The 14,998-nt window shown below is 39.3% G+C and carries 11 protein-coding genes and 2 pseudogenes; 9 read left to right on the forward strand and 4 right to left on the reverse strand.

Translation table 11 applies throughout. The annotated features are described in order from the left end of the window. Nucleotides 1–272 precede the first annotated feature (272 nt). Nucleotides 273–683 carry a hypothetical protein gene (locus tag IPK31_16835; GenBank protein ID MBK8089456.1) on the forward strand — a complete coding sequence of 137 codons (411 nt, stop codon included), beginning with the start codon at nt 273–275 and terminating at the stop codon, nt 681–683. Further along, nucleotides 655–3,708, forward strand: coding sequence for a hypothetical protein (locus IPK31_16840; GenBank protein ID MBK8089457.1), 3,054 nt, complete (start codon nt 655–657; stop codon nt 3,706–3,708). The genes IPK31_16835 and IPK31_16840 overlap by 29 nt, the downstream gene beginning before the upstream one ends. Before the next feature lie 59 nt (nt 3,709–3,767). Here the strand turns inward: IPK31_16840 and IPK31_16845 are convergent, their stop codons facing one another. Continuing rightward, complete coding sequence (locus tag IPK31_16845) at nt 3,768–4,754, reverse strand: hypothetical protein (protein ID MBK8089458.1); 987 nt, start codon at nt 4,752–4,754, stop codon at nt 3,768–3,770. A 38-nt stretch (nt 4,755–4,792) separates the two neighbouring features. Between IPK31_16845 and IPK31_16850 the strand changes: the two genes are divergently transcribed. From IPK31_16850 to IPK31_16870, 5 genes and pseudogenes are all read left to right on the forward strand, one after another. Then, complete coding sequence (locus tag IPK31_16850; GenBank protein MBK8089459.1) at nt 4,793–5,527, forward strand: 3'-5' exonuclease; 735 nt, start codon at nt 4,793–4,795, stop codon at nt 5,525–5,527. A 79-nt stretch (nt 5,528–5,606) separates the two neighbouring features. Then, a complete protein-coding gene (gene holA, locus IPK31_16855; protein ID MBK8089460.1) occupies nt 5,607–6,602 on the forward strand; it encodes a DNA polymerase III subunit delta in 996 nt (331 codons plus the stop codon). 156 nt (nt 6,603–6,758) lie between these two features. Continuing rightward, nucleotides 6,759–8,129 (forward strand): phosphoglucosamine mutase, encoded by a 1,371-nt coding sequence (gene glmM, locus IPK31_16860; protein ID MBK8089461.1) that lies wholly within the window; start codon nt 6,759–6,761, stop codon nt 8,127–8,129. A 67-nt stretch (nt 8,130–8,196) separates the two neighbouring features. After that, a pseudogene (locus IPK31_16865) lies at nt 8,197–9,323 on the forward strand (cysteine desulfurase). 73 nt (nt 9,324–9,396) lie between these two features. Continuing rightward, the gene (locus IPK31_16870) at nt 9,397–10,752 is read left to right on the forward strand and encodes an FAD-dependent oxidoreductase (GenBank protein MBK8089462.1); all 1,356 of its coding nucleotides are present in this window, start codon (nt 9,397–9,399) and stop codon (nt 10,750–10,752) included. A gap of 7 nt (nt 10,753–10,759) precedes the next feature. Here the strand turns inward: IPK31_16870 and IPK31_16875 are convergent, their stop codons facing one another. Next, nucleotides 10,760–11,386: a T9SS type A sorting domain-containing protein gene (locus IPK31_16875; GenBank protein ID MBK8089463.1), complete on the reverse strand. Its 627-nt coding sequence runs from the start codon at nt 11,384–11,386 to the stop codon at nt 10,760–10,762. A 125-nt stretch (nt 11,387–11,511) separates the two neighbouring features. Between IPK31_16875 and IPK31_16880 the strand changes: the two genes are divergently transcribed. Beyond that, on the forward strand, nt 11,512–12,870 hold the full coding sequence (locus IPK31_16880) for an alpha-glucosidase C-terminal domain-containing protein (GenBank protein MBK8089464.1): 1,359 nt from the start codon (nt 11,512–11,514) through the stop codon (nt 12,868–12,870). Between the two features lie 139 nt (nt 12,871–13,009). On the opposite strand, the pseudogene IPK31_16885 reads toward IPK31_16880, so the two are convergent. Then, nucleotides 13,010–13,639: pseudogene (locus tag IPK31_16885) on the reverse strand (tryptophan 2,3-dioxygenase). Then, nucleotides 13,537–14,061 carry a hypothetical protein gene (locus IPK31_16890; protein ID MBK8089465.1) on the reverse strand — a complete coding sequence of 175 codons (525 nt, stop codon included), beginning with the start codon at nt 14,059–14,061 and terminating at the stop codon, nt 13,537–13,539. Before IPK31_16890 ends, IPK31_16885 begins: the two are co-directional and overlap by 103 nt. Before the next feature lie 167 nt (nt 14,062–14,228). On the opposite strand from IPK31_16890, the gene IPK31_16895 reads away from it, so the two are divergent. Next, nucleotides 14,229–14,975, forward strand: coding sequence for an outer membrane beta-barrel protein (locus IPK31_16895; GenBank protein ID MBK8089466.1), 747 nt, complete (start codon nt 14,229–14,231; stop codon nt 14,973–14,975). Nucleotides 14,976–14,998: the final 23 nt, after the last annotated feature.

Raw genomic sequence — 14,998 nt, forward strand, 5'->3', positions numbered from 1 at the left:
GAATTTGATGAGTGCTGTACAGAACGAATTGTAACATTGAGGACTGAATTTATAACCCCGACTTTCAAGTCGGGGCAACAGTATAAAAAGGATTTGGCTTTAGCCTTGATTGTTCCGTAGCTGAAATCAACAGCCATGCTTTTAGCTGCCTGACTTGAAACTCAGGGTTAATCTGACTGAAACCGCTTTCTCACACAATAAATTCTATTTTTACACATTCTTATCCTGAAAACCACTGTCTTATCAGAAATTGCATCCTTTTAATAGTTGTTTTGCTTTCTTCCCTGCTGGCACATGCGCAGCAAACTCCCTCATTATCCAATCTCCGTACAAAAAAGATCAGCACCAAGAAGAGCCCGGTTAAGATTGATTCGTTGAGTATTGTTCCCAATTCAGTGTTTATTGCTGGCTTAACTAAACAGGATTACAGGATTGATGCGGTGAATGCACAACTCTTCTGGATCAATGCACCATCATCACTTGATTCAATCAGCATTACTTACAGGGTGTTTCCGTATAAACTGAATGCGCAGGTAAACCGGATGAAGTTTGATGATATCAAAAACAATTTCATGACCAAACCCATGACCATTGATAACGAAGGCAATGGCAAAGGCATGTTTGATTTTGGCAATGTGAATTATAACGGAAGCTTTGGCCGGGGGAATATCTTTTGGCAATAACCAGGATGCAGTAGTGAACGGAGTGCTGAACCTGCAGATCAATGGAATGATTGGCGACAGTATGATGCTTTCTGCTGCCTTAACCGATAATAATATTCCCATACAGGCCGAAGGCAATACACAGCAGTTAAATGAATTCGACCGTGTATGGATTCAACTGAAGAAAAAAGGATGGCAGCTGAATCTTGGAGATATTGATGTAAGAAGAAACGATTCTTATTTTCTCAGTTTCTTTAAACGCATGCAGGGAATTTCTTTTCAGAACGAAAGTAATGTGTTTAAGAATGGAAAGAATTCATCGTTGGTAACAGGAGCAATTGCAAAGGGGAAGTTTAACCGGCATGTGTTCCAGGGACTGGAAGGAAACCAGGGACCATACCGTTTGCAGGGACCAAACGGTGAATTGTTTTTTATCGTTCTTGCAGGAACGGAACGTGTTTTTATTGATGGAGAACTGATGCAGCGTGGTGAGGACCAGGATTATGTTATCAATTATAATACGGCTGAAATTACGTTTACTCCAAGACGCATGATTACAAAAGATCGTCGTATACAGGTGGAGTTTGAATATGCCGACAGAAATTTTCTCAACTCACAATTTATAGTTGGCAATGAATTAAAGGTGAATGAAAAGTTTACTGTCCGTGTGAATGCTTTTTCCAATTCTGATTCAAAAAACACATCTGTGAACCAGGTGCTGAGTACAGAACAAAAACAATTTTTATTTGATGTGGGTGATAAAGTGGAAACAGCTTTGTATCCATCTATATCGAAAGATACGTTTGCAGTCAATCGGATTGTTTACCGCATGGTGGATTCTGTTGTGAACAGTATTACGTATGATTCTGTTCTTGTGTATACCACAACTGATCAGCCACAGGTATTTAGTGCAGGATTTATTGATGTGGGTGAAGGCAATGGTGATTATGTGCAGGAAGTATCAGGCGCCAATGGAAGAACCTTTAAATGGGTTGCACCTGAAAATGGAATCAGGAAGGGAAGATTTGTTCCTGCCGTTCGTTTAATTGCACCAAGAACCCAGCAGATGATCACTGTGGGAGGCGATTACCAGGTAAATAAACATCTTCTTTTGAAATCAGAACTGGCCATCAGCCGGCTCGATGTAAATACCTTCTCAGGGAAAGATAAAAGCAATGATGATGGTATTGCAGGAAGAATGCTCTTTCAATACAACAATCAATTCAAAGGCAATCCGAAGAAACCTCTTGAGTATAAAGTAACGGGTGGATATGAATTTGTGCAGGATCGTTTCCGTGCACTGGAACGTTTGCGTCCTGTTGAATTTACAAGAGAGTGGGGCCTGCCCATTTTTCTGCAGCAGGAAAAAGAACAGATCATTAATGCAGGGTTAGAATTAAACCGTGGAAGAGAACATAAGTTCAGTTATGCCATTCAGAGTTACCAGCGTGGAAGTTTATTTACAGGGTTGAAGAATGTGGTGCAGCATTCATTTGCACAGAAAGGATGGACATGGAATGGATCGGTGAATTATGCAACAACCGACAGTGGCAGTAACAAAGGTTTCTTTCTCCGTCCGACTGTTGATCTAAAAAAGCGTTTAGATAAACTCGATCAAATGGAAATCGGCGGGCAATATTATCTTGAACATAGTGAGATCCGGAACCGCAGAACAGATTCACTGGGCGGTCTTACGTTTATGTGGGATACATGGACCCTGTTTCTCCGTTCAAAAGAAGCTGCTAATAAATGGGGTGTAAATTTCTTTACACGCAGAGACAAATTACCATTAGGAAAAAACTTAGAGCAGGTTGACAGAAGCTTTAACTATAACGGCTACGTTGAATTGATGAATAATGAACATCACCAGTTTCGTTTGAATGCAACAATCAGAGAACTAAAAGTTTTCAATTCACAGTTGACGGGGCAAAAAGCTGAACGAACCGTACTGGGCCGTGCTGAATATTTTGTGAATGAATGGAAGGGAATGATGACAGGTAATGTATTGTATGAAGTAGGAAGCGGACAGGAGCAACGCCGGGATTATTCTTTTCTTGAAGTACCAGCCGGTCAGGGGGAGTATGTGTGGAATGATTATAATGCTGATGGTATTCCGCAAATCAATGAATTTGAAGTGGCCCTGTACCAGGACCAGGCAAGATATATCCGTGTGTTTACACCAACACTTGATTTCATCCGTGCCAACTACAATCAGTTTAACTACAGCATGAATTTAAATCCGAGAGCATTAATTGATATCAACAAAGCAAAGGGTGTAAAGAAATTTCTCACAAGAGTTTCTTTACAATCAAGTATGCAAATCTTCAAGAAAGAGATCTCACAGAAGAATATCAACTTAAATCCATTTTCAAAACCAGCGGCTGATACAAGTCTCATCTCTTTAAATTCAATCATCACCAATACCTTTTTCTTTAACCGCACCAGCAGTGTGTGGGGGTTTGATTTAACGCATATTCAGAATGTGAACCGTTCCATTTTAACCTACGGCCTGGAAACAAGAACACTCAGGGATCTATCGTCACGTTTTCGCTGGAACCTGAATAAACATTTTGCTGCTGTTGTAACAGTAAAGTCAATCAGCAATCAATTGGAAACACCCAAGTTTGGAAACAGGAATTTCGATCTGAAGCAATGGATGACAGAACCCTCACTCAGTTATCAGAACGGAACCAAGTACAGGGTTTCACTCAACTATAAGTTTGAAGAGAAACAAAACCAGCAGGGATTAAAAGAAAAAGCAACGATCAATTCCATTATTACTGAAATGCGGTACAATGTTTTGTCGAGCAGCACTATTAATGGAAAATTTCAGTTCAGCAATATCAAGTTTAACGGCGCAACCAATACTACGGTTGCTTTTATTATGCTGGATGCATTGTTACCCGGGCGTAATTTTTTATGGAACCTTGATCTCACCCGCCGCCTCTCCAACAATATGGAAATAAATTTTCAGTATGAGGGAAGGAAACCCGGTGAGGCAAAAGCCATTCATACCGGCAGGGCAAGTGTAAGAGCATTGTTTTAAAAAGAAAGAAGCGGTGAATAAATATTCACCGCTTCTTCTGAACCTATCAACAGTTGTGCTTAACTGAATAAGCCACCTTTACGTAATGTTTTTGAACCTTCGCCAATTTTGAAGCCATTGTTATATACTTCAACTTTATAAACACCTTCAGCGAATTTAGTTCCGGGCTTCCACTCAATTGAAAGGGGAGCTGATTTACCTGCACTGAAGTTTACACTTGTTTTCTTTGTAAACACTCTTTCACCTTCATCTCTTGTAGTGAAACGGCCGCTTCCCAAAGCTTCGTTGCTGATAACCTGTCCTGTTGGATCGGTAATTACAACAAATACATCTTTTGTAGCATCTTCACCAACACGGTTTGATACGTTGAATGTTAAACGGATTTTATCAACACGTTTTGCAACATCTTTTTCTTTCTCTTTACCATTTTTTCTTTCATCAATAGTAACGATATTAATGTTAGAAGCATTGAGAGTAGAAGCAACATCTAATTTTTCTTCCACTACTTTCTTCTGCTCTTTTGTTTGATCGTACTCAACCTGTAAAGCTTCTTTCTGAGTTGTCAGTTCAGCTTTTTCAGTTTTTAACTGGAGGTTTTCACCTTTCAGCACTTCAATTTCCTGAACATAACCCGTAACTTTTTCATTCAGTTCAGTGATCAGGCGTTTTGCTTCAGCCAGATCAGCTGCAGTTTTGTTCTGTTTGTTCAGTAAAGTCTGGATTCTGTTCTTCAGGTTTGAAACTTCAGAATTCTTTGTTTTTACCAGGCTGTCCATGCTTGCATTCATGGTTGTTAATTCATCTAAACGCTGTAAAGCTGCGTTGTACTCAGTCTGTACGGCATTCTTGCTGCTGTCGCTGGTACTCAGTTGCGCCTGTAGCTTGGTTGTCATTTCTTTGGCTTTTGATTTATCCCAAATGATATAACCCCATGTACCAAGTAAAGCTGCAATCAGTAACCCGTAAATCAGTCCACGGCTGTCACGCTTTGGAGCTGAAGGAGGAGTGTCCTGTGGTGTTGCGGAAGGATAATTTGAATAAGACATAATGTTTGTTTTTAGATTTAAAATTTTTATTTTAGTTCATGGCTAACCAACAATCATACAAACCTGAACATCTGCTGGTACTCGATATCGAAACTGTACCACAATATTCATCATTTGAAGAGCTGCCGGAACCATGGAAGGTTCTCTGGAGTGACAAAATTTCCAAAACCATGCCAGAAAATTTTCCGGCACCAGAAATGTATGAGCAAAGGGCTGGAATTCAGGCTGAATTTGGCAAAATAATTTGTATCAGTACAGGTTATTTTTATAAAGATAAGGCTGGTCGTCTGTGTTTCCGGTTGAAATCTTATGCACATGATGATGAAAAAAAACTGCTTACCGAATTTTCGGAGAAAGTGGATAGTTTTTACAAAGCGGTACCTGATTTCAACTTTGCCGGACATAACATTAAAGAGTTTGATATTCCGTATATCAGCCGCCGGATGCTCATTCATCAACTGGCATTACCTTCTTTTTTGCAGTTTAGCGGAAAGAAACCCTGGGAAACCAACCTTGTTGATACCATGCAATTATGGAAATTTGGTGATTATAAAAATTATACCTCACTGAAATTGCTGGCTGCCTGTTTGGGAATTGCAACTCCAAAAGATGATATTGACGGTAGCCGGGTAAAAGAAGTGTATTACAAAGAAAAGAATCTGCCAAGAATTGTTGAATATTGCCAGAAGGATGTAATTGCAGCAGCACAGATTTTTCTACGCTTTCAAAATTTACCTTTGCTGCCGCAGGAAAATATTTTTATAGCTGAGTAAGAATATAGGTATGCCATACTTCTATCAACGAAACAATCTTGAAGTAACGAAAAGGTATGGCATACCTTTACTCCCTGGTATGAGTACAGATAAAATTTTAAACGACTGGAAAAAGAAAAAATTCAAACCGATCTACTGGTTTGAAGGTGAAGAAGACTTTTACATTGATCAGCTGATTGATGCTGCCGAGCATACAATCTTAAATGAAGCAGAGGCAGGATTTAATCTTTCGGTATTTTATGGAAAGGATGCCAGCTGGGCCGATGTGGTAAATGCCTGTATGCGTTATCCCATGTTTGCTGAAAAGCAGGTAGTGATTTTGAAAGAAGCTCAGCAGATGAAGGATCTTGATAAACTTGAAAGCTATATTGATAAGCCTCTTGATTCTACCATTTTTGTAGTGGGTCATAAGGAAAAGAAAGTGGATGGCCGAAGTAAGCTGGCCAAACTGCTGAAAGAAAAAGGAGAAGTTCTCAGCACCAAGAAAATGTATGATAATGAACTTCCTTCCTGGACGCAGGAGTTTATTGAAGGCAAAGGCTATCAGCCTTCTCAAAAAGCAATTCATTTACTGGTTGATCATATTGGCAATGATTTAAGCCGTATTGCCAACGAAGTAGATAAAGTAATTCTCAACCTGGGTAAACGCACAACCATTACTGAAGATGATATTGAAAACTTTGTAGGCATCAGCAAGGAATACAATGTATTTGAACTGCAGAATGCAGTGGGGAAGAAGAACCTGGTGAAAGCCATGCAGATCATTCAGTATTTTGAAGGCAATCCAAAAGCTGCGCCTATTCAATTGGTTTTACCATCACTATATAGTTATTTTTCCAAAGTGTTTATGTTGTTTGGTGTGCAGGGCGATGATAAAGCTGTAGCAGCACAAACAGGGATCAATGCCTGGTTTTTGAAAGACTATAAAGCAAGCGCCACTGTTTATGGATTTGATGGAGTTCAATCGGCACTGTTGCTGATGCACCATTACAATTTAAGAAGTGTAGGCGTAAATGATACGGGTACGGAAGATGCTTCCTTATTAAAAGAAATGATCTATAAGATGATGATGTAAGTCCTGAGCGAAGTCGAAGGGCGGGTAATTATATCGAGCGATAGTCGAGATGTAAAAGTTCAGAAATTAATCAATCGTAATGTATAAACATACGGTTGCATCAAACCACAACAATCAGCCCAACATCATTAACTTCGCAAAAATCTGAAATCAGTTATGGCTTTAATGAAATCGATCTCCGGGATTCGTGGCACTATTGGGGGCAAACCCGGCGACAATCTTACTCCTGTTGATATTGTAAAATTCACAGCTGCTTATGGCACAATTCTCGGTAAAGGAAAGAAAGTAATTGTAGGAAGAGATGGCCGCATGAGCGGAGAAATGGTCCGGAGTTTGGTCGTGAATACGTTAATAGGGTTGGGCTTAGATGTAGTTGATCTTGGTTTAAGTACCACACCTACTGTTGAGATGGCAGTTAAGTTTGAAGGAGCTGCAGGAGGAATTATTCTTACTGCTTCACATAATCCCAAACAATGGAATGCATTGAAACTCCTGAATGAAAAAGGGGAGTTCATCAGTGCAGAGCTTGGATTACAAATGCTGGCAATTGCAGAAAGTGAACAGTTTAATTTTGCACAGGTTGATGAACTGGGAACCTATTCATGCGACGATACTTTATTACAAACACATATTGATGCGATCCTTGTTCATCCTTTAGTGAATAAGAAACAGATTGCAGATAAGAAATTCAAAGTGGTGGTTGATGCCATTAACAGTTCGGGAGCAGAAGCAGTTCCTGCATTATTAAATGCATTGGGTGTAACAGATATAACAGTGCTGAATGCAGAAATGAATGGCAACTTTGCACATAACCCCGAACCATTAGCCGAAAACCTGGTGGAACTGTGCAGTGAAGTGGTCAAACAAAAAGCTGATCTTGGCATAGCTGTTGATCCGGATGTGGACCGTTTATGTTTTGTAAGCAATGATGGTTCTTTATTCGGCGAAGAATACACACTGGTTGCAGTTGCAGATTATGTTCTCAGTAATAAAAAAGGAAATACTGTTTCCAATCTTTCTTCAACAAGGGCTTTGCGTGATGTTACAGAAAAGCATGGAGGCACTTATTTTGCCAGTGCAGTAGGAGAGGTGAATGTGGTAAAAAAAATGAAAGAAGTAAACGCCGTAATTGGTGGTGAAGGAAACGGTGGTATCATCGATCCTCATTTGCATTACGGTCGTGATGCGTTGATTGGTATTGCTTTATTCCTTACACAATTGGCACAGGCGGGTAAAACAACTGCTGAGCTGCGCAAAACATTTCCTGATTATTTCATGAGCAAGAATAAGATTGATCTGCCGCAGGGAACAGATGTGAAAGCTGTTCTTGCAAAAGTGAAAGATCAATACACTTCTTACCAGGTGAATACAGAGGATGGCGTAAAGATTGACTTTGAAAAAAGCTGGGTGCATTTAAGGGCCAGTAATACCGAGCCAATCATCCGCATTTATTCTGAAGCTGATTCAACTGAAAAAGCGGATGCACTGGCGTTGGACGTAATTAATAAGATTAAGGAACTGATGTGATGAAGAATGGCTGAGTCGCCGTATAAAAGCGATCTCAGTATCTTTGCAGCTTCGTAAACAATAATCAATGAACCGGATTTATTTTGACAATGCTGCTACAACAGCAATTGAACCAAAAGTAGTAGAGGCAATGCTGCCTTATCTTCAAAACAATTTTGGAAACCCTTCTTCTATTTATTCATTCGGAAGAGAAACAAGGCTGGCAATTGAAAATGCAAGAAAGACAGTTGCAAAAATTCTGAATGCACATCCGGCAGAGATCTTTTTTACCAGCGGCGGTACTGAAAGTTCCAATACAGCTATCACGGCATCTGTTCGTGATTTGGGATGTAAACATATCATCACTTCACCCATTGAACATCATGCAACACTTCATACAGTTGAGTATTTAGATAACCGGGATGAAGTAACGGTGAGTTATGTAAAGGTTTTACCGAATGGTCATATTGATCTCGAACACCTGGAACAGTTGCTGGCTGCAAGTGAAGAAAAAACACTGGTCACTTTAATGCATGCCAACAATGAAATCGGCAACATTACAGATCTCCATGCCGTGGGAAATTTATGCAAACAGTATAATGCTATTTTTCATTCAGATACGGTACAAACAATCGGGCACTTCCCGTTTGATTTGAGAAATACGCCTATTCATTTTCTGAGCGGTTCTGCACATAAATTTCACGGGCCAAAAGGTGCCGGGCTTCTTTATATCAATGAAAATGTACAGATCAAACCATATATACATGGCGGAGGGCAGGAACGAAATATGCGGGCAGGAACAGAAAATGTATACGGTATTGTTGGTTTTGCAAAAGCATTGGAAATTGCAACTGCTTCACAGGAAGAAGACAGTGCTTATATAAAAGGTATCAAGTATTACTTAATTGAAGAGCTGAAGAAAAATATAAAAGGAATCGGTTTTAACGGTGATTCAATGGGCCTGAGCAATTATACTGTATTAAACGTCAGTTTCCCCAAATCAGAAAAACAGAGATGCTGTTGTTTAATCTTGATATGGAAGGCATCTGTGCATCGGGTGGAAGTGCCTGTACAAGTGGTGCACAGCAGGGCTCGCATGTAATAAGAGCAATTAATACTAACCCAAATCAGGTGCAGGTCCGGTTTTCTTTCAGCAAATACAACACAAAAGAAGAAGTTGACATCCTTGTTGACAAGTTGAAAGATATGATGTGAACTCTCATACTTTCGTCTGACCATAGTCATGTTTTTAACAGTCGTTAGTTAGCAACTTCGATAAAAATTTGTTATGTCATCCCGCAGGCAATTTCTGAAAGATAGCTTGTTGACGTCAACAGGCCTTGCTATTGTATCCAATGGATTCTCATCATTTCATATTGGACAAAAATCAAAAGTAATTATTATTGGTGCAGGCTTTTCCGGATTGGCGGCAGCCTATAAACTCAAAAAAAGAGGAATTGATGTTCTTGTTCTTGAAGCAAGAAACCGTTTGGGAGGAAGGGTATTTACATATAACATGGATGCTAAACAGAAGCTGAATGTTGAATTGGGCGGCGAGTGGATATCAGCATCTCAAAAAAGAATACTCAGTCTTTGCAAAGAACTCAATCTTTCATTACAGGATAATCTTTTGCAGGCGCACTTGCTGTATAATAATAAATACTCCAAACCCAATGAATGGAGTATGAGCCAGGATTGGATGAAGAAGCTGTCAAAATTAAAAATGGATTTTGCTGATCTGCGCCCTGAAGAGCAAACGGAGATGGATAAACTCGACTGGTGGCGTTATTTATTAAATAACGGGTGTGATGGTGCTGATCTTGATTTGCAAAGCCTGATTGACAGTATTGATTTTGGGGAGAGCATCCGCCAGGTATCTGCTTACACCGCATTAAGTCATTTTACAACAGTTGCAGAAAGAAAAGAACTTCCCTATAAAATTGTTGGAGGCAACGGACGTTTGGCAGAAGCATTGGCCGATCAGATTGGAAGAGATAAAATCAAAATAAATTACAGGGTAAGAAAAATTGAACAGGGTGTTAATGTAAAAGTAACCTGCTATAATGGGGAAGTGTTTGAAGCAGATAAAATTATCTGTACTGTACCAACGCAGGCAATGAAAAAAATTGAATGGTTGCCAAGATTGCCAATTGAAAAAGTTGATGCCATCAATGAACTGCAGTACAGCAGGGTAAATAAAAATGCAGTGTTGTATAACAAACGTTTCTGGAAAGATGAAAGTTTCGATATCATTACCGATACTACATCGCACTTTATTTATCATGGAACAAAAAGCCAGCCATCTGCAAAAGGAGTTTTGATTTCTTATGCAGTGGGAGATAAAGCAGAAGTGATTGCAAAGCAAAATGATAATGGCAGATCACTGTTAATGCAACAGGCACTGCAGCCAGCATTTGGAATTGTGAAGCCAATGATTGAAAAGCAGTTTAACTATTATTGGGGCGATGATGAATTTTCAAAAGGTGGTTATTCTGTTTACCGTCCCGGCCAATGGTTCAGGCTGAGACCCATACTGCAGAAATCATTTATGAATACATTGTTTGCAGGTGAACATATTGCAGATCTGCAGGCGTCAATGGAAGGAGCTGTTGTTACCGGCGAAGAAGCAGCTGATAGTATTTAAAAAAGAATTATTGTATAAGAATCCGTTTTCGAATGATTCCCTGTGAGGTTTTCATTTGCAGGATGTAAGTTCCTTTTTGCAAACCGGAAGCATCAAAGGGAAGTGTAATTTCACCCGGCTGCAGATTTCTTTCTGCAACACAGCTAACTATTTTTCCACTCTGGTCATAAACAGAAAGTGAAACGATGCCGGCTTTTTTTACACTGATATTGATCCATGCTTTTGATACAACAGGATTAGGATAAGCTGTGAAATTAAATTCACGTGCCCTGTTCTCTGTAATATTTGCAACTACATTAACGTTGATCCGGCCTTTCATACCACCTGTTCCATGATTGCTGCAGGCATAATAAATAGAAGTACCTGCCATTGCTGCAGTTATTGTTAAGTTGAAATTGGAAGTTGAACTGAAACCGCCAGATAATAATGTATTGTCATTTGCATCATAAGAAGCCTGGCTTATTTGAACTAAAGAATGAAAACCGCTTGCTTCAATGTTTACAACATCACCGACATTTACAGTTAAAGTGGCAGGTGAATAGGAAAACCCTGAAATGGTAATATTAAAATTCTCTGCTTTGCCTTGAGTGCCCATTAAAACAAAGAAGGAAAAAAGGAGTATAAATTGTTTCATAAATCAGTTTTAGTGTGCAAAAATTAGAAATTGATTTTCTGTAAATGAAAAGTTTATAACTCAACAGGAATTTTTGATGTCTGAACCGGATTATTCAATAATTTTCCATTTTAAAATTTACGATTATGACACTTCGCCATTTAGTACTTTCAGTTTCAGCTGTAAGTATGCTTTTGTTCTCCTGCAAACTCATGCCAAAAGAAGAATCAAAACAAACAGCTGCATCTTCTTTTCCCGATTACATTAAACAGTCAAATATTTATGAAGTAAACGTCCGCCAGTATTCACCTGAAGGAACATTCAAAGCGTTTGAAGCATCACTTCCACGGTTAAAAGAAATGGGAGTGGATATGTTATGGTTTATGCCTATTACACCTATCAGCAAAGCTGATCGTAAAGGTGTGTTGGGAAGTTATTATGCAGTTGCTGACTACACCGCTGTTAATCCTGAGTTTGGAACAATTGATGACTGGAAAGCACTGGTGCAGAAAGCACATGATCTCGGCTTTAAAGTAATTACTGACTGGGTGCCCAATCATACAGGAGCTGATAACCGCTGGATGACATCGAACCCTGATTTTTTTGTAAAAGGTAAAGACGGAAAATTTGCTTTTGCATTTGACTGGAGTGATACAAGAGATCTCAACTACTGGAATCCAATCCTGAAAGACAGTATGCTTACTGCTATGAAGTTCTGGTTAACTGAAACAAAGATTGATGGTTTCCGTTGTGATGTTGCTCCCGAGGTACCACGCAGTTTCTGGCAGCATGCAATTGCTGAACTGAAAAAAATAAAACCCGATATTTTTATGCTGGGTGAAGGTGATGTTGCCTGGCTGCACGATGCAGGTTTTCATGCATCTTATTCATGGGACTTTTTTGCAACCATGAAAAAAGTAGCAAACGGACAGGCGAATGCAAGAGCTCTTGATTCAGCAATGATGCGTTTTGATAATACTTATCCACCTGATGCCATTAAGTTGTATTTCACCAGTAATCATGATGAGAACACATGGAACAAAGCAGATTATGCAACTATGCCGGGTGAAATACATGCTCCCTTTGCTGTGTTAACACAAACATGGAGAAATGCATTGCCGTTAATCTACAGCGGACAGGAAGAACCTTTCCTTGATTCACTTTCTTTCTTTTATAAAGACACGATCACATTTGGTCAATATCAACGTGCACCATTCTATAAAACATTATTAACGCTGCGCAAACAAACTCCTGCACTGGCTGCTGATGCAAACTATACCAAGCTTGAATCAGGCAACGATGATGCAGTGTTTGCATTTACAAAAGAGAAGGGCGGTAAAAAAGTACTGGTTGTTTTAAACCTGTCAAAGAATCCTCAAACAGTTACATTGAAAGGAACCATTGCAGGCGAACCAATGAATGCTTTCGCAGGTAAAACAGAAAAATTAACTGATGGACAAAGTTTTGCTTTGGCTCCATGGGGTTATTTGGTGTACAGTTATTGAGCTAAGAGTTTAAAAGAGTGAAAAAGAAAAAGAGATAACAGTTTGCAAACGCTGTCATCTCTTTTTTAATTTTTAGTATTACAGTAGTCAGCTATTGTTGTGATTTCTCTTTTTCAACTCTTTTCACTCCTTTAATCTCTTAGCTAAACCCTAATGCCTTAATCAGTTCTTCCGGCAGCTTCGGCAACTTTCTTCTTTCAATTAAGTAAGTAGATAGTGAAGCAAGATCTTTAAAAATATAATGCTGCTGAACAGCTCCTTCTAAATATCCTGCACCTGTTGTATTGCCTGTTCCCACACGCATGCCAATCATTCGCCGAACCATTACATAATGTTTATGCCGCCAGCCAGCAAGCCAATGATCAATTTCAATTAATGTATCTAAAATTTGAAACGATGTTTGGAACACAGGAAAATCCCTGTACAGCATAATGAACAATGCACTTCGCATGGCTGCATCACTGAAAGTCCCGTCTTCATTTTTCTGTTCAATGAATTGTGCATCAAAGTCGGCCAGTTTATGCTGTTCTCTTTCTGTTAAGCTTTGCTGATAGATAGTTCTGTAATCGTTCCAGAAAGCATGTGTACCTGTTGATGGATATTGTGCTGCATAACTTGTCCAGAATTTTTCATCAAAGAAAGGCATTCGGCCAAGCCATTGATTGATTAGCTGTAAAATAGTTGCTGAACTTTCAATGGAATTGATTTCATTAAAATCGCTCTTATCAAAACCGCCTTCATTGGTGCGTTTATAATATTCCTGCTGATGACGTTTTCCATTTTCAAACCAAGTGTTGCTTCAATTAACCGAAACTGTTTGCTTTGAAAACCGGAAGCAGGAGTAAGGAGGTTTCTGAATTCAAGAAAATCAAGCGGCGTCATTGTATCAAGCACTGTTACCTGTTGATTCAGTAATTCAAGAATCCTTGATACACGTTTTAAACGGTGCCTGCATAAATTCAAGTCTTCGCTGTTATCATCTACCTTTTCTTTACTGAATACTTTTTTTACAAAGGCAAGTTCAAACAAAATCTGTTTAAACCAAAGCTCATATGCCTGGTGAATAATAATGAACAGCATTTCATCGTGCGCCGGCGTTTGCCCTTCAGCAAAACTTAAAGGATGCTGACTGTCGAGAATATTTTCAATACGTAAATAAGAAGGGTAGTATTGGCCATTGTTATCGTTCATAATTGAATCGTTATGCGGCAAGGTTAAAACTTTTTTTGTAAACTGCAGTTTGTGGGAATAAGGAGTGAACAAGTTTAATAAAATTTCATACTATACGGCTTTGCTGAACGTTATTCAGCTATTCCCATCCCTTATAATACTGGCTTTATTTTTGTTAAAAGATTAACATGCTGAAAAAACTTACATTCTTTTTAGTTGCAGTTGCTGCAACAAGTCAACTTTATTCGCAGGACTTTCGTATCAACGTATTTGGTGGACTGGCTAATTACAGCGGCGATCTGCAGGCAAAAGCCATTACATTTCAACAGGCCCGTTATGCTTTAGGAGCATGGGTTAGTTATGATCTCAACCCAAAAATTATGCTGCGGGGCGGACTGCATTATGCAAATGTTCAGGCATCGGATGTTTATCAGAAAAATCCGAGGAACCTTATACGTAACCTCAGCTTTGCAACGAATATCTGGGAATTACAGGCAGCTGCTGAGTATCATTTTCTCGGTATGGACAGCAGAATTTTTTCACCTTATGTGTTTGGGGGTGTGGCAGTATTCCGCTATAATCCTTATGCATTTGATGCAGCCGGAACCAAAGTTTTCCTGAAACCACTTTCAACCGAAGGGCAGGGGATTACAGGATATCCTGATCGGAAACCTTATAATCTTATACAGGTGGCCGTTCCATTTGGATTGGGTGTAAGAATGATGGTTAACGACAGAATTGATATTGGTGCCGAATTTGGCTACCGTAAAACATTTACGGATTATATGGATGATGTGAGCCGTTCTTACATTGATCCGGCTTTGCTGTTGGCACAACGGGACCAAAAGCTGTTGAAATGTCTTACCGCACTCCCGAGCTTCCTAATCATACAACCGATCCATATCCGGTTGACCTGGAAAAAGAGGAAGCCCTGAATACAAAGACAATTATTATTTCT

Source organism: Chitinophagaceae bacterium (assembly GCA_016713085.1).
Taxonomy (GTDB): Bacteria; Bacteroidota; Bacteroidia; order Chitinophagales; family Chitinophagaceae; genus Lacibacter.

Bases quoted from the DNA above. Each gene is read 5' to 3' on its own strand.
- IPK31_16875 (MBK8089463.1), bottom strand. From the start codon at position 11,386: ATGAAACAATTTATACTCCTTTTTTCCTTCTTTGTTTTAATGGGCACT.
- holA (MBK8089460.1), top strand. From the start codon at position 5,607: ATGAGTACAGATAAAATTTTAAACGACTGGAAAAAGAAAAAATTCAAA.
- IPK31_16870 (MBK8089462.1), top strand. From the start codon at position 9,397: ATGTCATCCCGCAGGCAATTTCTGAAAGATAGCTTGTTGACGTCAACA.
- IPK31_16880 (MBK8089464.1), top strand. From the start codon at position 11,512: ATGACACTTCGCCATTTAGTACTTTCAGTTTCAGCTGTAAGTATGCTT.
- glmM (MBK8089461.1), top strand. From the start codon at position 6,759: ATGGCTTTAATGAAATCGATCTCCGGGATTCGTGGCACTATTGGGGGC.
- IPK31_16850 (MBK8089459.1), top strand. From the start codon at position 4,793: ATGGCTAACCAACAATCATACAAACCTGAACATCTGCTGGTACTCGAT.
- IPK31_16895 (MBK8089466.1), top strand. From the start codon at position 14,229: ATGCTGAAAAAACTTACATTCTTTTTAGTTGCAGTTGCTGCAACAAGT.
- IPK31_16890 (MBK8089465.1), bottom strand. From the start codon at position 14,061: ATGAACGATAACAATGGCCAATACTACCCTTCTTATTTACGTATTGAA.
- IPK31_16845 (MBK8089458.1), bottom strand. From the start codon at position 4,754: ATGTCTTATTCAAATTATCCTTCCGCAACACCACAGGACACTCCTCCT.